Source organism: Ruegeria sp. BC1 (genome assembly GCF_056539305.1).
Genome location: NZ_JBQFUT010000006.1, coordinates 83,154 through 100,970 on the forward strand (window position 1 = coordinate 83,154; position 17,817 = coordinate 100,970).

Genomic DNA, 17,817 nt, shown 5'->3' on the forward strand with positions numbered 1-17,817 from the left:
ATCGTGCGATTGCGATATGCGATTTGACGATATGATATTCTGATGAGAAACGGGGCCTCAATCGGAGGACATCATGGCACCATTAGATACCAAGCCATCAGGCGCACCCAAGGGCGTCTGGAAGTCAGGTAAAGGCAAGGGGCGGCACACGCCCAAAGGCCGTCAATTTACGGATGAGGCACAGGCCGAGATTGCACGCCTGTTGGGGGACCGCCCCCGCCGCCGCGACCTGTTGATCGAATTCCTGCACCTGATTCAGGACGCACACGGCCATATAAGCGCCGATCACATTGCCGCACTGGCAGTAGAGATGCGGATTGGTCAGGCCGAAATCTATGAAACCGCAACCTTTTATGCCCATTTTGATGTGGTGAAAGAGGACGAAACGCCTCCTCCGGCGTTGACCATCCGTGTCTGTGATTCTCTGTCCTGCGAGATGGCGGGTGCCCAGCAGCTGCAAAAGGCGCTGGAAGATGGCTTGGACCCTGCCGAAGTCCGCGTTGTCCGCGCGCCTTGTATGGGTCGCTGCGACACCGCCCCGGTGCTTGAGATCGGTCACAACCACATCGACCACGCGACCCCTGAAAAGGTGCAGGCGGCCATCGCTGGGGGCGACACCCACGCGCATCTGCCCGACTACGAAACCTACGCGACCTACGAGGCGAATGGTGGTTACGCCAAGCTGAAAGAGCTGCGCGAAGGCGGCGATTGGGAGAAGGTGCAGGAAGACGTCCTGTCCTCGGGCCTGCGTGGTCTGGGCGGCGCAGGCTTCCCGTCGGGCAAAAAATGGGGCTTTGTTCGCATGAACGAAGGCCCGCGCTATCTGGCCGTGAACGGGGACGAAGGCGAACCCGGTACGTTCAAGGACCGCTACTATCTGGAGCGCACGCCGCATGTCTTCCTTGAAGGGATGCTGATCGCCGCATGGGCCGTCGAGGCCGAGACCTGCTTCATCTACATGCGCGACGAATATCCTGCGGCTCTGGAAATTCTGCGCCGTGAGATTGCCGCGCTGGAACAGGCGGGCATTGTTGAGCCGGGTTACATCGACCTGCGCCGTGGTGCAGGTGCCTATATCTGCGGTGAAGAATCCGCGATGATCGAGTCGATCGAGGGCAAGAAGGGCCTGCCGCGCCACCGTCCTCCGTTCGTGGCGCAGGTCGGCGTGTTCAACCGTCCGACCTTGGTTCACAATGTCGAGACGCTCTATTGGGTCACCAAAGTGTGCCGCGAGGGGCCGGAATGCCTCAACAGCACCGAAAAGAACGGCCGCAAGGGCCTGCGCAGCTATTCGGTCTCGGGGCGGGTGGCGCAGCCGGGCGTTTATTTGCTGCCCGCAGGGTCGACCATTCAGGATGTGATCGAGGCCGCTGGCGGTATGGCCGAAGGTCAGACCTTCAAAGCCTATCAGCCCGGAGGTCCTTCGTCAGGTCTATTGCCTGCGTCGATGGACGATATCCCGCTGGATTTCGACACGCTGCAACCGCATGGCACCTTCATTGGCTCCGCCGCCGTTGTGGTTCTGTCCGATCAGGACACCGCCCGCGATGCGGCGCTGAACATGCTGCGGTTCTTCGAGGATGAAAGCTGCGGTCAGTGTACGCCATGCCGGGCAGGCTGCGAAAAGGCGGTGAAGCTGATGCAAGCTGACAAATGGGATCAGGATCTGCTGGAAGATCTGTGTCAGGTCATGGGCGATGCCTCGATCTGCGGTCTGGGGCAAGCGGCCCCGAACCCGATCCGCCTGGTTATGAAACATTTCGCTGACGAAATCTGAGGGAGACAGAGCCATGCTTGATGCAAGCCCAAACAAGACCGTCACCTTCAACCTGAACGGCGAAGACGTCACCGTTCCCGAAGGCTGGACCATTTGGGAAGCCGCCAAGGGGCAGGGGTTCACTATCCCGCACCTGTGCCACAAGCCGCAGCCGGGTTATCGCCCGGACGGCAACTGCCGGGCCTGTATGGTCGAGGTAGAGGGGGAGCGCACTCTGGTCGCCTCGTGCATCCGTCCCGCAGCAGACGGGATGGTCGTCAAGACCGACTCGGACCGTGCCGAGAAATCCCGCGCTATGGTGATGGAGCTTTTGGTCGCCGACCAGCCCGAGGAAGCGCACGACACATCCAGCCATTTCTGGGACATGGCCAAGATGAACGATGTCAGCGACAGCCGCTTCCCGGCGAAAGAGGCCGAGAAGATTCCGCTGCTGGATGACAGTCACGTTGCGATGCGCGTCAATCTAGACGCCTGTATCAACTGCAACCTCTGCGTCCGTGCCTGCCGCGAAGTACAGGTCAACGACGTGATCGGCATGGCTGGTCGCGGGCATACTGCGCAGGTGGTTTTCGACCAGAACGACCCGATGGGCGATTCGACATGTGTTGCCTGCGGCGAATGCGTTCAGGCGTGCCCGACCGGTGCCCTGATGCCCGCCACTGTGCTGGATGACCAGCAAAAGGGCGACAGCAAGGATTACGATTCCGAGACTGAAAGCGTCTGCCCGTTCTGCGGAGTGGGCTGCAAGGTCTCGCTGAAGGTCAAGGACGGCAAGGTCAAATATGTCGAAGGCATCAACGGCCCCGCTAACGAAAGCCGTCTATGCGTCAAAGGCCGCTTTGGGTTCGATTACATCCACCACCCGCACCGCCTGACCAAGCCGCTGATCCGTCGCGAGGACGCCCCGGCCAAAGGTCTGAACGTCGACCCGGGCAATCTGGACACCCATTTCCGCGAAGCGACCTGGGAAGAGGCGATGGATCTGGCCGCGACCAAGCTGATGGCGCTGCGGGACGAAGATCCGCGTAGCGTTGCAGGCTTTGGCTCGGCCAAATGTACCAACGAAGAAGCGTACCTCTTCCAGAAGTTCATCCGTCAGGGATTCCGCCACAACAACGTCGACCACTGCACCCGTCTGTGCCACGCCTCATCCGTGGCGGCGTTGATTGAAAACGTGGGTTCCGGTGCTGTGACCGCGACCTTTAACGAGATCGAAAACGCGGATGTGGCGATTATCATCGGCTCGAACCCGATCGAGAACCATCCCGTCGCGGCGACCTATTTCAAGCAGTTCGCCAAGCGCGGCGGGAAGCTTATCGTGATGGATCCGCGCGGCGTCGGGATGCGCAAGTTCGCAGACGAAATGCTGCAGTTCCGACCGGGGGCTGATGTCTCAATGCTCAACGCGATCATGAACGTGATCGTCGAGGAAGAGCTGTATGACAGCCAGTACATCCACCGCTGGACCGAGAACTGGGAAGCCGAGAAGGAACACCTGCGCGCCTTCACGCCCGAAGCAATGGCACCGATCTGCGGTATTGAACCGGACCAGCTGCGCCGCGTCGCGCGCACCTTTGCGCAAGCCAAGGCCGGTCTGATCTTCTGGGGCATGGGCGTCAGCCAACACATCCACGGCACCGATAACTCGCGTTGCCTGATCTCGCTGGCACTGATGACCGGTAATGTCGGTAAACCCGGCGCGGGTCTGCACCCGCTACGGGGTCAGAACAACGTGCAGGGTGCGTCCGATGCGGGCCTGATCCCGATGTTCCTGCCGGATTACCAGACCGTGACCGACGATGGCATTCGCGCCAAGTTCAACGAGGTCTGGAATTCGGGCGACTTCTCGAACGAGAAGGGATTGACCGTAACCGAGATCATCGACCAAGCGTATCAGGGCAACATCAAGGGCATGTACATCATGGGTGAAAACCCGGCCATGTCTGACCCGGATGTGAACCACGCCCGTGATGCGCTCGCCAAACTGGAGCTGATGATCGTGCAGGATATCTTCCTGACCGAGACGGCGAACTATGCCGACATCATCCTGCCGGCCTCGGCGCTGTACGAAAAGAACGGTACGGTATCGAACACCAACCGACAGGTTCAACGTGTACGTCCCGCTGTGACACCCCCGGGTGAGGCGCGTGAGGATTGGACTATTACCGTCGAACTTGCGCAGCGGATCGGATTGAACTGGGATTACACTGATGTGTCGCAGGTCTTTGCTGAGATGAAGTTGACGATGAACTCGCTCAACAACATCACCTGGGAGCGTCTGGAGACCGAGACGATCACTTATCCTTCGCTATCCGAGACTGACCCGGGGCAAGCAATTGTGTTTGGTGATGGTTTCCCGCGCGCGGATGGCCGTGCCCGGTTCACTCCGGCCAGCGTCATCCCACCAGATGAGGCACCGGATGACGAATACCCGATGATTGCCACAACTGGCCGCCAGCTGGAGCATTGGCATACCGGGTCGATGACCCGCCGCTCAACTGTGCTGGATACGGTCGAGCCTGAGGCAAACTGTTCGATGAACCCGCGGACGCTGAAACTGATGGGAATCGAGCCGGGTGAAATGATCCGTCTGACAACCCGCCGAGGCTCCATCAAGATCATGGTGCGGGCGGACCGGGCCATAGCCGAGGATATGGTCTTCATCCCATTTGCCTATGTTGAGGCGGCGGCGAATATCCTGACCAACTCGGCCATCGATCCCTATGGCAAAATCCCCGAGTTCAAGTTCTCGGCGATCCGCGTTGAGAAAATAGAAAACGCCGTTGCGGCGGAATAAATCCAGCTCTCACCAAACTTGGAAGGCGGCCCATCGGGTCGCCTTTTTCTTTCCTTGACAGCGGCTTACTCGCAGCCAACCTTGTCACGGTCTTTGACCCAGGAGGTGTACATGGCCCGCCGTTTTGTAGATCTGTCCGTCCCGCTGGAAACCGGGATCGTTTCCGATCCTCCGATCATGCTTCCGGAAATTGAATACCTGACACATGATCAAACTGCCGAACAGGTCATGTCCTTTTTCCCCGGCCTGCAAAAAGACGATCTGCCGGGTGGAGAGGGATGGGCCATAGAACGGCTTCAGATCGCCACGCATAATGGCACTCATCTGGACGCGCCCTATCATCACCATTCGACCATGAACAACGGCGAACGGGCAATCGCAATCGACGAGGTGCCCCTGGAATGGTGTATGAACCCCGGCGTGAAGCTGGATTTCCGCCACTTCGAGGATGGGTATGTCGTGACGGCTGCTGACGTCGAGGCCGAGTTGAAGCGCATTGGCCATAAATTGCAGCCGTTGGACATCGTTGTTGTGAATACCTCAGCCGGGACGCAGTACGGGCAGCCCGACTACCTGATGAGGGGCTGCGGTATGGGTCGCGAGGCGACCTTGTACCTGACCGAACGCGGCGTGCGTGTGACCGGCACTGACGCCTGGAGCTGGGATGCGCCCTTTCCACTGACGGCTCAGGAATATGCTGAAACACGCGACCCCTCGATCATTTGGGAAGGACACCGTGCCTCAATCGAGATTGGCTATTGCCATATCGAGAAACTGACCAATCTCGAAGATCTGCCGCCGACGGGATTTGAAATCTCATGTTTTCCGTTCAAGATTAAAGGTGCATCGGCGGGTTTTGTGCGCGCCGTTGCGATCTTTGAAAACGGGGATGAGGCTGGTGATGACTAAACCTATCAGCGGTCATGATGGCCCTTACGATGCGCCGGTCGAAATCCGCGGCTTTTCGGTTTTGCCGGAATGGATTGACTATAACGGCCATATGAATGTGGGGTTTAATGGTGTTGCGTTCGATATGGCGCTTGAAAAGGTGATGGTCGATCACCTCGGTTTGGGTGAGGTACAAGTCGCTGCGTTGGGGCAGGGGCCATATGTACTGCAATCTCACATGAGTTTTTTGCAAGAGGTGCAACAGGACGAACCCTTCTGGTTCCGCTTTCGCATGCTGGATTCTGATCAGAAACGCGGACACTACTTCACGCAGATGCTGTCCGAACACGGTGCAGTATGCGCCACGCAAGAGGCGCTGTTCTTGAATGTCAGCCACGCGACCGGGCGATCAGTTCCCTATCCCGAATGGGCCGCTGCACGGTTGGCGAGGATGGTTCGCGATCATGCCGCGCTGGAACCCGCACCGCAGATCGGCCAGCCGATTGGCATCCGGCGCAAGTAGCACATTCAGTAGTCGCGTTCGAAAAACAGCCCGAGACCAGTTTCGCCGCGCCCATCGACCGTTCCGCGCACTGTGAAATTGTCGGTGACATCAAGGTTCAGGTTTACCTCGGTGTCGCCTTCTGTGTTGACGGTGAAATCGGTGTAGAGGTTGTCGCTCAGATAGGCCCCGGCGCCCAGACGGCCCGCACCTCCTGCGCTGGCTCCTATATCCACCGTGTCAACGCCGGTCGAGTCCCGCAGGCCCTTGGTTGCGTCGCCCCCCGCGCCACTCAGCTGCGCCAGAGACGCGGCCATTTGTGCAATCACAAAGGGCGACAATTCCGAGAACCGGTTACCAAACAGCAACATGGCCAGCGCCTCTTCCGCCGGGCGCTCGGGATCGGAAAAGACGTCGACCTCAGGCGCGTCCAGCGGACCGGCGATCTCTATGGTGGCGGTCCCGTCTGATGTGCTGGTGGAGGACTCGAACTCGATATAAGGCGTCAGGTCGCCTTGCAGGGTGACTATGCCCTTGGTCAGGGCCAACCTACGGCCCAGAATGTCAAAGTTGCCCCGGATCAATTCGATTTGGCCGGATGGGATGACCGAGGTGGTGGTGCCGCCGATGAACAGCCGACCTCCAAGTTCCGCGTTTACGCCCCGTCCGCGTACGAATACGGCTTTGGGTGCAATTAGGCTGATGTCCAGCGCGATGCGGGAATCGCTGTTGGACGAACCCTCTTTTGCGACCAACCCGGCGCGTTCACGGGTCAGGAAGCCGGCTGCACTTTCGTTGACATGCGTGATTTCGGGGATGGGAGCTGCCCCGACGGCACCAGCAGCGGCTGCCAAGTTGATATTGGTCTCTTCGAAGGTGATTTGCCCGGAAAGAGAGCTGTTTCCCGCCAAGGCACCGGCCATGGTGATTTCGCCGTTCAGCGTTGTTTCGTACAATAGCTGATCCGTCAGAACGAGGTTGTCGAGCCGGGTCGTGATGTTGGCATTGAACGGCGGTGTCAGGTCCACCGGTCCTGCGACCGTAAAACCTCCTCCTGCGCGGACGCCGCCGTTCAGCGAAATCGTCGCCCGGCTTTGCGCCAGATCGACCGAACCGCTGATCCCTGTGATCGTCTGCCCGGCCCCGGGTATGGCCAACGATGTGCCCGAGGTTGTGATCGACCCGCTGAGAGAGCTTAGCTCTGGTTTCCCTTTCAGCTGCAAATTATGGCGGGCTGTACCTTCGATCTTGTTGGGAGAGATAAAGATGTTGGCGATGCCCAGATTGACGCTGCCTTGCCCCTGAATGTCGGCTTCGCCGCTGTTTTCGTCAAATGTCCCAGCAAGGGAGCTGTTGATTTCGGCCGGGCCATTGACCGAACTGTCAATTGTCCAGACACCTTTGTTGCGTTTGGCAGTTCCTTTTGCGGCGATGGTGCCTGGGAAATCAGGAACGAAACGCTCAATCTTGTTCAGGTTGGCGTCAAATTCAAGGTCTGCCGCACCATCGGTGTTTACTGTGCCGGACAGGGCCGCATAGGAACTGTCCGGCCCTTTCAACCTTACCTTACCCTCCAGCCCCGATCCGGCTGGTGCAACATTCCCTTCCAGTGTTAGCGGCCCGGACTGCGCACTGATGACTCGCGACAAATCGTCAAGCTTGGCCGAGAAGTCCAGCCCGCCCGCATCGCGATCCAGTTTGCCAGACGCATTGGCCGTAAGTGCGGTTCCATTCAGGCGGAAGGTACGAATGTCCAACCCTTCCTCGCCGTTTTCGGCATCGACTTTCAGGGTTGTGCGGCCTTGAATCAGATTGTCGACCAGCTCGATACCGCTCTGAATGTTGTCGGCCTCAACGTCACCTTGAATATCGAAAGTGCGGCTGGATAAACCCCCGTTGCCCTGAACATTCGCCGAGATCGATCCGCCGAGATCGCGCTTGGCCAGACCCGAGAAAAGTGAAAGGTCGGGGGCGTTCACGCGGGCGTTGCCGTCCACCGCCAGATTTCCGGACGGGTCGTCAATCGTTGCCGCGACCTGTGCGGTCAGCGCAGTGCCATTAACGGTTGCTTTGCGGATCTCAATTTGGTCGGCTGTGCGGGCGCCGTCCCATGTGATCGTGGTTTTGCCAGTCAACAGGGGATCAATATCGGACATACCTGTTTTGATGTCTTGCCCGATGGCGCTGGCGGTGCCGTCGAATTCCAGTGTTTGCACCGTGCCTTTGCCGTTCAGTTCGGCCTGCAGTGACCCACCCAGATCGCGTTTTGCCAACCCCGAAAAGACCGAAAGGTCGGGCGCGTTGACACTGGCTTGTCCATCAATGGTTAGGTTGCCGTTCGGCGTGGTGACGTCGCCGCTTGCGCGTGCCTGTGCGGCTTCGCTGTTCAGGTCGAACTCACGGATGGTGATGCCGTCGTTGCCGCGGCTGCCGTCCAGAGTGATCGTGGTCTCGCCCTTGATCACTGGGTCGATATCGTCGCGCCCGGTGACCAGATTGCGGCCTTCGACCATTATTTTGCCGTCAAAGCTGCCTTCCAGCGGTGAACCTTTGCCCTCGACCCGGGCTGACGCCGTCCCGCCAAGGTCCATCTGTGCCAGTTCCGAGAACCGTGACAGGTCGGACGCCTCGAGTTCAGCAGAACCGTCGACGGTTAGGCCGCTGTTCAACCCGTTGATCAACGCATCCAGCGCAAGATTGTAGTCTGATCCCACCAGTTCGAACCCCGACAGGTTCAGGGACTGGTCACTGCCATAATCGAACAGCCCATCCAAAGTGACACGGTCGCCCAAAGCTGTGTTTAGGGCCGGGTCGCTCAGGTCAATTCCGGTCACCGTAGCCTGAAGGTCGCCTTCAACGCCGAAAACATCTCCCTGTTCTAAGGTGCCCTGAGCCGTAATTCTCGCGCTGTCCAGTTTCGCTTGCGGCGATGCAAACGCATTTGCTGTCAGGCTCAGATCCCAAAGGTTGCCGTTTTTCTGATCGAACAGAGCGGAAATCTGTGCGGCTTCGATCGAGGTTTCCCCGCCTGCAACAGGCAGCACGACGACGTTCCCGTCGGGCGGAGTGATCCGGCCTTGCAGCGCCGCCAGTTGCAGGGTGCCACCTTCGGCCAGTTGCAACTCGCCCTTCAGGTTTAGGGCCTGAGTGGTGAGCTCCAGATCTGAGATGTCCAAAGCGCCTTCGGGTTGAGTCTGACCATCCACGAACAGGCGTGTTTTCGGCCCGAAGAACGGGTCCAGATCTTCGGCCATGAATGGTGTCAGGTCGCCGCCCAGATCGGCGGTGAAGGCGATCCCGTCCGCGGCACCGCTTTCGGCCGTCCGCAGTTGAACCTGCCCGGTCACTCTTTGTTGATTGTCGCTGCTCAGGGCGATATCCGCGGTAAAATCGGTCAACGGTCCTGCGCCTTTGGCGGACAATCCTATCGGCGGGCTGTCCGGTATCTTCAGCGCTGTTGAAATCAGGCCACCCGAAGCTTCGGTCACCTGCAGGTCAAGATTGACCTCGCGCGACGAATTCTGGAACCCGGCGGTCAGGGTTATTTCGTCGCCCGCCCGGTCCAGCCGGGTTACGTCCAAATTGGTGTCTAGCGTGCCATCGGCCAAGGACAAGTTCCCGGTCACTGACAAATCAGCGGCTACCCCGATCAGGGGTTCGCCCAGTGACACTTCATCTATCTTGATCTCGCCGATCTCGATGGACACGGGCAGTTCGGGCAGCTGGAAGGGCTGCGTTTCGGCCGAGGGTGCCGGTTCATCTTTGGTGGTTGTACCGGGTGCTCGGGCAATATCAATTTCCTGCGCAGTCAGTGCGTTGACTGAAAATCGTCCTCGGATCAAGGCCAGCCTGTTCCAGTCCAGCACGGCTTCCTTGATGGTCAGCCAGACGCCTTCGTCGTCCGAAACGGTGATCTCTTCAATCGTGGCGCGTGCGCTCAGCGCGCCTTGCAGGCCCTTGACGGTGACATTTTGATCATCGCCCGACAGCGTATCCTGCAGGAATCGCTCGATCATGCTACCGCCGCTCTCATCTTCCTGGGCGATAACGGGGGATGCCGTCAGGATCAGCACCGTTGTCAGAACAGGATATGAGTAACGCCGTATCAAAATGCCTGCCCGATCCCGATATAGAACTGCAATCCGTCGCCGGTGCTGCCCTGAACCGGTACGGCCAGATCAAGGCGCAGCGGGCCGAACCCGCCCAGATCGTACCGTACCCCGAGGCCAGCGCCAGAATGGTACTCTGCACCGCTGCCGATGAATGACGACGTGTCCACCGTACCGTAATCATAGAACCCGACAAGCGATATCGTGTCGGTGATCTTGCCACGGACCTCACCAGATAGCCCAAGGAATGATTTACCGCCCGCAACGCCGGTTCCAACAGGTATCCCGAGGCTTTCAAACGGCTGTCCACGCACGGTTCCGGCACCGCCCGAGAAGAACAGGAAGTCCGGTGTCACGGCATCCGGTGACGGACCGAGCACCGACCCCAACTGTACCCGTCCAGCCAGAACAAGCCGTCCACCCGTGTTCAGGCTGGTATAGGCCCGTCCGTCAAAGAACAGCCGCAGACCGGTTTCCGTTTCTGAAATGCCGAGAAAAGGCATGGCCTGAGAATCAAGATAATAGCCGCGTGTGGCGCTGACCTTGCTGTCGCGCTCATCCCATTCGGACCGAAACGGAACGATGAAGTAGCGGAACTTACGACCGCTGCCATAGGCGTCATCGGCGTCCGACCACTGAAAACCTGCAGACGCTTCGGCATACAGGCGGTCCGAGAATGTGCGGCGCGCACCATAGGCTAACGAGGCCACCGAGACGTTGTAATTATCGGTATCCCGCCGCTCCAGCAGGGCGCTCCAGAATGTGTTGTCATCCGGGCCCAGCCGATCCGGCTGATCCAGGCGCAGGCCAAGGCGACCGTCGAGGTTTTCAGCCCCTCCGATGTTGCGCAGCGCTGCTTCAAAGCGCAGCCGCTCGGCCCGCCGGAAGACGTTGCGGTGAGTCCAGGTCGCAGTGACATCCACCCCGTCGCGCGAAGCCAGTTCCACCCCGAAGGTCAGGCGCCGTTTCGGCAGGTCTTCGAACGTGGCGTCGAAGTCCAGTGTGCCGTCGGGGTTTGGTGTTTCATGCTCTTCGATCGCAACCACGTTGAATGTGCCGGTACGGCGCAGCCGAGTGCCGACCTTCTGAATTTTCGCGGGTGAAAACACCTCGCCTTCAGGGAACCCGGCGATCTTTTCTATGGACCTGTGCCGCACATCGGTATCACCCTTGATGAACATCTTGCCAAATGTCAGGCGCGGCCCCGGTTCCAGATCGATCTCGGCATCCAGTTTTCTCTGCGCGTGTCGGGCGGTGACCTTCTGGCCTTCGACTGCGGCCTTAGCGTGACCAACATCCCGCCAGCCCTGAACCCCGGCCGAGGTCGCCTGTTGGATCGCGCCGGTTGTTGCCAGTTTTCCGAGGGCGAACCCCTCTGGCAGTTCGGTGTCTGGTGCAACGGGTGCAACTATGGCCGATCCGAAGGTGAAGGTCGGGCCAGTGTCGACCGTGATGACGGCACGATTGATTGCATTAGGCACGGTCAGCGAGCTCATCTCGGCAGCTTCCTGACCATCCAGTTTGATGCTAACAACGGGGCTGAAGTAGCCTTCATCATACAGAATTTGAACGATGGTCCGGTAATCCGACAGGGCGGCCGAAAGGATTTCCAGCGGGGTGTCCAACCCTCGATCCTCAGCCGTAGCGACCGAGGACGTTTCTTCGATCCGCTCGACAAGGGCCTTTGGCGCACCCGGTGCGTTCAGGGTTGTTTCCAAAGCGGCCAGAGACGTAGGAAAGACAGTAGAAATTGCACCAACAAGGCAATAATTCACGAAAGCCCGTGGCCTGCTCCTCTGCATCGAATGGCTCCAACTGCCCCAAGTCGAAATAAATTTTGCCGTCTTATGCAAAGCAACGGCTCGTTACATTCATGTTAGAGCATCAGTTTCCACGCAGGGAAAGAACTTATCGATGGAATCGCTGAATTATCAGGTTATGTGGTGGTCAGGACCCGGCATTGCGGAACCAGCGAATGATCGCCTCGCGATCTTCGGGTTCCATGTAGGTCACATTGGCGGGCGGCATGGCGTAGCTAACGCCAGTTTGCAAAAAGATTTGCTGTGCATTGCGGGCGATATCCCCTTCGGATTCCAGCGAAACGCCATTAGGGGCACATTTCGAATGTGATGACGGGGATGTTCTGACCGCCTGGAGTTTGCCCGGGCAGGGTATTGCGAAGAAGCCGGTGTTCGAAGTGGCCGAGCATTTGAGCGCAGGGCGTCTTGTGCCAGTCGCCGTGGATACACCACCGGTTCCGGTCCAGATGGCGTGCCTTTACACCCATCGCCGCCAACAAGACCCAAAAGCGCGCCTGTTCATGGATTTCATGATTGTGCGGGTTGGCAAATTGATATGAAAGCGTACAACAAAATGCGAGCGCGCCACGCCTGCAAGGCGTGGCGCCCGGCCCAACAGGAGCGTCCCGTCAGGGGCGGCTGACTGGCGGGAGTGGTTCCGTACTGCCTCAGCTGCCCCGATAGGTGGAATAGCCGTGGGGCGATAATAGCAGCGGAACGTGGTAGTGCGCGTCTGCGTCCGATATGCCAAATCGGATTGGTACTTGATCCAGGAACAACGGACCGTCCCCGTCCTGACCGGTTGCGCGCAGGTAATCTCCGGCAAAGAAGATCAGTTCATACGTTCCGGTTTGGAAAGTGTCCTGCGGCAGGATCGGGCTGTTAGTACGACCGTCGGAGTTGGTTTCCATTTCCGCCAATATGCGCCGTGTTTCGCCCGAGATTTCATACAGGGTGATTTTCAAACCTTCGGCCGGACAGCCGCGTGCCGTGTCCAGTACATGAGTTGTCAAATAGCCAGTCACGGGGGTCTCCTATGATTTGCTTTTTGCTTTGCCATAGTCTGACGCAAAGTTCAAAATAGTGGAAATGCCGAAAGAACCGGAAACAGTGTTCGGATTAGATCGATAATACCAAGCGCGTTTTTGGGCTAAGGCTGATGAAGCACCCAATTACGGAAGAGACTATGCAGCCGCCAAGATACCCTCGCGACCTGATCGGATACGGTGCCAATCCCCCCGACGCTCGTTGGCCCGGAGGTGCCAAGCTGGCCGTACAGATCGTGCTGAACTACGAAGAGGGTGGAGAGAACTGCGTGTTGCATGGTGACGCGGCATCCGAGGCGTTTCTGTCCGAAGTTGTCGGCGTGGCTCCGTGGCCGGGTCAGCGTCATTGGAACATGGAGTCGATCTATGAATACGGGTCGCGCGCAGGGTTCTGGCGGCTGCATCGTCTGTTAATAGATACTCCAATCACCGTTTATGGAGTGGCGACCGCGCTGGCCCGCTCGCCCGATCAGGTGGCTGCAATGAAAGGTGCGGGCTGGGAAATTGCCAGTCATGGTCTCAAGTGGATCGAACACAAGGACATGCCAGAGGACGAAGAGCGCGCCCAGATCAACGAAGCCATTCGCCTGCATTCAGAGGTTGTAGGAGAGCGTCCGCGCGGCTGGTACACGGGGCGCTGTTCCGAGAATACGGTACGGCTGGTGGCCGAAGACGGTGGATTTGACTATGTCGCGGATTCCTACGCTGATGATCTGCCCTATTGGGTAACCACCGGTGGTCGTGATCAGTTGATTGTTCCCTACACACTGGATTGCAACGACATGCGTTTTGCGACACCGCAGGGGTTCAATGCGGGTGATCAGTTCTTCTGTTATCTCAAGGACAGTTTCGATGCGCTCTATGCCGAAGGGGAGGCAGGAACACCAAAGATGCTGTCTATTGGACTGCACTGCCGTCTGGCCGGACGTCCGGGGCGGGTGATGGCATTGAGACGGTTCCTGGACTATGCGCGCGGGCATTCGGACGTCTGGTTCGCAACGCGACTGCAAATTGCGGAACACTGGGCAGCACAGCACCCGCCGGTACCCCGCACGCGCCCTTCGCAGATGGATAGGGCGGCGTTTGTCGCGGCCTATGGTGGTATCTTTGAGTATTCGCCCTGGATCGCGGAGCGTGCATTTGATCTGGAGCTTGGACCGGTGCATGACACGGCGGGTGGATTACACAATGCTCTGTCCCGCGTGTTCCGATCGGCCTCGGACAAAGAGCGTTTGGGCGTGCTGACGGCGCACCCTGATCTTGCGGGTAGGCTCGCGCAGGCGAAACGACTGACGCAGGAAAGCACATCCGAGCAGGCCTCGGCCGGGTTAGATGCTCTGACCGATGAAGAACGCGCGGCCTTCACCGATCTAAACCAGCAATATTCCGATAAATTCGGATTCCCTTTCATCATTGCGGTGCGGGATCATGACAAAGCCTCGATTTTGCAGTCCTTCCAGCGAAGGATCGAACAGGACCGCGAAACCGAGTTCGCAGAGGCCTGCCGTCAGGTCGAGCGGATTGCCGAGTTCCGTCTGCGGGATCTGTTGCCCTCATGAGCCGCCGAATTGTCGCCGTGCCCCTGACCGAAGAAGCGTTTGCGCCGTTTGGTGACGTGATCGAGATCGCGGGAGAACCGGACGAGATCATCAACCAGGGCCAGTGTGGGCGATATCATGATCGCGCCGGGCTGGATTTCTCGGATGGGCGTGCGGGGGTTAGCCTGGTTAACGCCAACCCGCGGGCTTTACCGTATCAACTGGACATGGTCGAGCGGCATCCAGACGGCAGTCAGACGTTCATTCCCATGACCCATCAGCCCTTTTTGGTAGTTGTCGCGCTCGATGTTGATGCCCGACCCGGGGAACCATTGGCTTTCATCACGTCACCCGGACAGGCAGTAAATTATCGTCGGGGCACGTGGCATGGGGTGTTAACGCCGCTGCACGCTCCGGGGTTGTTCGCGGTCGTTGATCGGATCGGAGAAGGGGCCAATCTGGAAGAGGTCTGGTTCGACGCGCCCTATGAGGTGGTAGCAGGCTGAAGCACGCTCTCCCGCGCGCTGCGTCAACGAAAATATCAGGGCTGTGCCATCAAGCGGGCAACGTCCAACATGCGAGCCGAAAAACCCCATTCGTTGTCATACCAGCCAAAGACACGGACCTGATTGTCGCCGACCACTCGTGTTTCGGGGCCTGCGATCACAAGGGACTCCGGGCGGGTACGCAGGTCCGAGGATACCAGCGGGTGGTCAGTCCAACCTAAAACAGCGGATCCGGCGACAGCCGTTCGCAGTTCAGCCTCAAACGCGCTGGCGGACATGCCGCGTTCCAGCGTCGCGACCAGATCAACGGCAGACACGCTGGCGGTGGGGACACGTACCGCTGCGCCCGAGATGCGGCCCGCGAGGTGCGGCAGGACCTCGTCGATCAGGTGGGTGGCGCTGGTGGTGGTAGGAACCATGGACAGCGCTCCGGCGCGGGACCGGGCCAGATCGCCACGCGGGGCGTCGACCATGGGTTGGCTGTTGGTGTAGCAGTGGATTGTTGTCATATGCGCCGAGGCAATGCCCGCTATACCATCCAAAACCTTGACCAGAGGCGCCAGCCCGTTGGTCGTGCACGAGGCGTTCGACACGATCCGGGCATTGCCCAACTGATCCTCATTTGCGCCCAGAACGATAGTGACTTCGGTTGCGGGCGATGGGCCCGAGATCAGAACCTTGCCCGCCCCGGCCGTCAGGCCCTGACTGGCCACATCCGAGGTGCGCGCGACACCGGTGCAATCCATCAGCACATCGACGCCGGACAGGTCCACGCGTGACAGATCCGCGCTGTGGGTCACAGGAATAGCCTGACCGTTCACCACGATGGTTTCGTCACTGGTATCAACCGTACCGGGGTAGGGGCCAAAGGTGCTGTCGTACTTGAACAGATAGGCGCAAGTGTCCAGCGGTGCGATATCGTTGATCAGCACCAACTCAATATCCGAACCCTCCGGCAACGCCAGAAGCTGCCGCAGGATCGTGCGGCCGATGCGGCCGAATCCATTGATCGCAAGTCTCATGCGCAAGCTATGGCAGCGGTCCGGTCTGACCTCAATGCCCGTTTTGCAGCAAGATCAGTTACAGCTGACTTGAGAAAAGAACTGGCCCGAGATGTTCTGATACATGCTGCCCACGATTGGCTTGCAACCTGTAGCCGCCTGGATGGCTGCGATGGCCTGGATCGTACGCAGACGGGGCGGCGGGCCGAAGGGGTTCAGGTTGTTGTTATCGCGGGTTGCACGATAAACGACCGGAGCGTCAGAGACTTGTGTCACGGCCCACGTGCGGCTCATCACAAACACCGACTTGGTTTCCTCTTTAGCGACAACAGGAGTTGCCTCAAAGGCCATAAAGCCAGCTATGGCCGCCACAGCCAGCATTGATCCGCGCAGTAACATTGAACAATCTCCAGTGCTAAAAACCAGTATTATTTCACCAGATTCAACCCCTTCTGTGAACCCCTGCGCAGGAAAAAATCGAAATGGCGTCAGCGTTTAGCCAGCGACAAAGGCATGTGGCGGTTCACATCCTTGTAAAGGAGATAGCGGAATCGGCCTGGACCACCCGCGTAACAGGCCTGCGGACAAAAGGCGCGTAGCCACATGTAATCGCCAGCTTCGACCTCGACCCAGTCCTGATTGAGACGGTAAACCGCCTTGCCCTCGAGCACATACAGCCCGTGTTCCATCACATGCGTTTCGCAAAAGGGTATCACGCCGCCGGGTTCAAAATTGACGATATTGACATGCATGTCGTGGCGCAGATCCTGCGGGTCTGCAAAGCGGGTCGTGGACCAACGCCCTTCGGTTCCGGGCATCTCGATCGGAGTGATATCGCGTTCGTTAGTGATGATCGCATCGGGGGCGGGCAGACCGGTAACGGCCTCGTAAGCCTTGCGAACCCAATGGAAACGGGCAGTTTCTTCGCTGTTGTTGTGCAGGGTCCAGTTGGAGCCAGGCGGGATATAGGCATATCCGCCTGTGTCCAGGTCGTGAACGCCCCCATCCAACGTTAATGTCACGTTGCCTTCGACCACAAACAGAACACCCTGCGCCGCCGGGTCCGTTTCGGGCTGATCGCTGCCGCCGCCTGGCTGCACCTCCATGATGTACTGCGAGAAGGTTTCGGTAAACCCGCTGAGAGGACGTGACAGCACCCAAAGCCGGGTTTTTTCCCAGAATGGCAGAGAGCTGGTGACGATATCGCGCATCGTACCTTTGGGGATTACCGCATAGGCCTCGGTGAACATGGCGCGGTCGGTCAAAAGCTGATCTTGACCGGGATGCCCGCCTTTGGGCGCGTAATAGGTTGGTTTTGCCATAAGGTGCCTCTGTCTGGTGGTTTCGGCACTATGGGCGGGTTAACCCGCAGGTCCTAGTGCCCGAGTCGCAAAAGGTTTATTCGGGATAATTTGAAGGTCGGCCAACAGGGCTTGGCCCGTGTTCGCTGCCGGTATAATGTTGAATGCAAATCTATTTCAGCAAAATGAGGCGGTCATGAAAGCCTGGATTTCTTCAACTTTGGCGGCAATTGCCGTTTTCGCTACGACTGCAACCGTTGAGGCCAAGTCGATTTCCCGAATCATTGCGGAAATGGGCCTGACGCCTGCGGATTTTGAGGTGGTGAATGAAACCTCGGCCGCGATGCTGGCAGGAGCAACGCCGCAAGTCGGCGAGGAAAGCACCTGGGAGAATGAGGACTCTGGTTCAAAAGGTACCATCCGCGTGCGGGATGTCAGGGACAATTGCGTACATCTGCAACACTTCATTCAACCCGCTGGCGCGGAACAAAGCCGTGAGGTCAGAACCCGCAGGTGCCGCGATGCCAATGGCAACTGGATTCTGACGCCCTGA

13 protein-coding genes and 2 pseudogenes are annotated in these 17,817 nt (G+C 58.7%); 8 read left to right on the forward strand and 7 right to left on the reverse strand.

What is annotated here, in order from left to right; translation table 11 throughout:
* Positions 1-73 precede the first annotated feature (73 nt).
* The 4 genes from ACR0IY_RS13735 (at position 74) to ACR0IY_RS13750 (ending at position 5,985) form a co-directional block, all read left to right on the forward strand.
* Entirely contained in the window at positions 74-1,777 is a 1,704-nt protein-coding gene (locus ACR0IY_RS13735) for an NAD(P)H-dependent oxidoreductase subunit E (RefSeq protein WP_480674190.1), read from the forward strand.
* A 13-nt stretch (positions 1,778-1,790) separates the two neighbouring features.
* Positions 1,791-4,574: a formate dehydrogenase subunit alpha gene (fdhF, locus tag ACR0IY_RS13740; RefSeq protein ID WP_480674192.1), complete on the forward strand. Its 2,784-nt coding sequence runs from the start codon at positions 1,791-1,793 to the stop codon at positions 4,572-4,574.
* A gap of 111 nt (positions 4,575-4,685) precedes the next feature.
* Complete coding sequence (locus ACR0IY_RS13745) at positions 4,686-5,483, forward strand: cyclase family protein (protein ID WP_480674193.1); 798 nt, start codon at positions 4,686-4,688, stop codon at positions 5,481-5,483.
* Entirely contained in the window at positions 5,476-5,985 is a 510-nt protein-coding gene (locus tag ACR0IY_RS13750) for a thioesterase family protein (protein ID WP_480674195.1), read from the forward strand. The genes ACR0IY_RS13745 and ACR0IY_RS13750 overlap by 8 nt, the downstream gene beginning before the upstream one ends.
* Before the next feature lie 5 nt (positions 5,986-5,990).
* On the opposite strand, the gene ACR0IY_RS13755 is transcribed toward ACR0IY_RS13750, so the two are convergent.
* From ACR0IY_RS13755 to ACR0IY_RS13765, 3 genes and pseudogenes are all read right to left on the reverse strand, one after another.
* Complete coding sequence (locus tag ACR0IY_RS13755; protein ID WP_480674196.1) at positions 5,991-10,073, reverse strand: translocation/assembly module TamB domain-containing protein; 4,083 nt, start codon at positions 10,071-10,073, stop codon at positions 5,991-5,993.
* The gene (locus ACR0IY_RS13760; RefSeq protein ID WP_480674198.1) at positions 10,070-11,875 is read right to left on the reverse strand and encodes an autotransporter assembly complex protein TamA; all 1,806 of its coding nucleotides are present in this window, start codon (positions 11,873-11,875) and stop codon (positions 10,070-10,072) included. The genes ACR0IY_RS13755 and ACR0IY_RS13760 overlap by 4 nt, the downstream gene beginning before the upstream one ends.
* 145 nt (positions 11,876-12,020) lie before the next feature.
* A pseudogene (locus tag ACR0IY_RS13765) lies at positions 12,021-12,188 on the reverse strand (urate hydroxylase PuuD); the annotation flags it as partial.
* A 1-nt stretch (position 12,189) separates the two neighbouring features.
* On the opposite strand from ACR0IY_RS13765, the pseudogene ACR0IY_RS13770 reads away from it, so the two are divergent.
* Positions 12,190-12,432 (forward strand): annotated as a pseudogene (locus ACR0IY_RS13770) (LysR substrate-binding domain-containing protein); the annotation flags it as partial.
* Between the two features lie 108 nt (positions 12,433-12,540).
* On the opposite strand, the gene uraH reads toward ACR0IY_RS13770, so the two are convergent.
* Positions 12,541-12,897: a hydroxyisourate hydrolase gene (gene uraH / locus ACR0IY_RS13775; protein WP_480674200.1), complete on the reverse strand. Its 357-nt coding sequence runs from the start codon at positions 12,895-12,897 to the stop codon at positions 12,541-12,543.
* A gap of 161 nt (positions 12,898-13,058) precedes the next feature.
* Between uraH and puuE the strand changes: the two genes are divergently transcribed.
* Together puuE and ACR0IY_RS13785 are read left to right on the forward strand one after the other, a co-directional pair.
* Positions 13,059-14,477, forward strand: coding sequence for an allantoinase PuuE (puuE, locus tag ACR0IY_RS13780; RefSeq protein WP_480674202.1), 1,419 nt, complete (start codon positions 13,059-13,061; stop codon positions 14,475-14,477).
* Positions 14,474-14,962, forward strand: a complete 489-nt coding sequence (locus ACR0IY_RS13785; RefSeq protein WP_480674203.1) for an ureidoglycolate lyase — start codon at positions 14,474-14,476, stop codon at positions 14,960-14,962. The genes puuE and ACR0IY_RS13785 overlap by 4 nt, the downstream gene beginning before the upstream one ends.
* Positions 14,963-14,997: 35 nt before the next feature.
* On the opposite strand, the gene ACR0IY_RS13790 is transcribed toward ACR0IY_RS13785, so the two are convergent.
* The 3 genes from ACR0IY_RS13790 to ACR0IY_RS13800 all read right to left on the reverse strand — a co-directional run bounded on the left by ACR0IY_RS13790 (position 14,998) and on the right by ACR0IY_RS13800 (position 17,285).
* Positions 14,998-15,984 carry a type I glyceraldehyde-3-phosphate dehydrogenase gene (locus ACR0IY_RS13790; protein ID WP_480674205.1) on the reverse strand — a complete coding sequence of 329 codons (987 nt, stop codon included), beginning with the start codon at positions 15,982-15,984 and terminating at the stop codon, positions 14,998-15,000.
* Between the two features lie 54 nt (positions 15,985-16,038).
* On the reverse strand, positions 16,039-16,362 hold the full coding sequence (locus ACR0IY_RS13795; protein ID WP_480674207.1) for a hypothetical protein: 324 nt from the start codon (positions 16,360-16,362) through the stop codon (positions 16,039-16,041).
* Between the two features lie 89 nt (positions 16,363-16,451).
* Entirely contained in the window at positions 16,452-17,285 is an 834-nt protein-coding gene (locus tag ACR0IY_RS13800; RefSeq protein ID WP_480674209.1) for a bifunctional allantoicase/(S)-ureidoglycine aminohydrolase, read from the reverse strand.
* A gap of 175 nt (positions 17,286-17,460) precedes the next feature.
* On the opposite strand from ACR0IY_RS13800, the gene ACR0IY_RS13805 reads away from it, so the two are divergent.
* Positions 17,461-17,817, forward strand: a complete 357-nt coding sequence (locus tag ACR0IY_RS13805; protein ID WP_480674211.1) for a hypothetical protein — start codon at positions 17,461-17,463, stop codon at positions 17,815-17,817.

Coding starts and splice junctions, on each gene's coding strand:
- ACR0IY_RS13735 (WP_480674190.1), top strand. CDS start 74: ATGGCACCATTAGATACCAAGCCATCAGGCGCACCCAAGGGCGTCTGG.
- fdhF (WP_480674192.1), top strand. CDS start 1,791: ATGCTTGATGCAAGCCCAAACAAGACCGTCACCTTCAACCTGAACGGC.
- ACR0IY_RS13745 (WP_480674193.1), top strand. CDS start 4,686: ATGGCCCGCCGTTTTGTAGATCTGTCCGTCCCGCTGGAAACCGGGATC.
- ACR0IY_RS13750 (WP_480674195.1), top strand. CDS start 5,476: ATGACTAAACCTATCAGCGGTCATGATGGCCCTTACGATGCGCCGGTC.
- ACR0IY_RS13760 (WP_480674198.1), bottom strand. CDS start 11,875: ATGCAGAGGAGCAGGCCACGGGCTTTCGTGAATTATTGCCTTGTTGGT.
- puuE (WP_480674202.1), top strand. CDS start 13,059: ATGCAGCCGCCAAGATACCCTCGCGACCTGATCGGATACGGTGCCAAT.
- ACR0IY_RS13785 (WP_480674203.1), top strand. CDS start 14,474: ATGAGCCGCCGAATTGTCGCCGTGCCCCTGACCGAAGAAGCGTTTGCG.
- ACR0IY_RS13790 (WP_480674205.1), bottom strand. CDS start 15,984: ATGAGACTTGCGATCAATGGATTCGGCCGCATCGGCCGCACGATCCTG.
- ACR0IY_RS13795 (WP_480674207.1), bottom strand. CDS start 16,362: ATGTTACTGCGCGGATCAATGCTGGCTGTGGCGGCCATAGCTGGCTTT.
- ACR0IY_RS13800 (WP_480674209.1), bottom strand. CDS start 17,285: ATGGCAAAACCAACCTATTACGCGCCCAAAGGCGGGCATCCCGGTCAA.
- ACR0IY_RS13805 (WP_480674211.1), top strand. CDS start 17,461: ATGAAAGCCTGGATTTCTTCAACTTTGGCGGCAATTGCCGTTTTCGCT.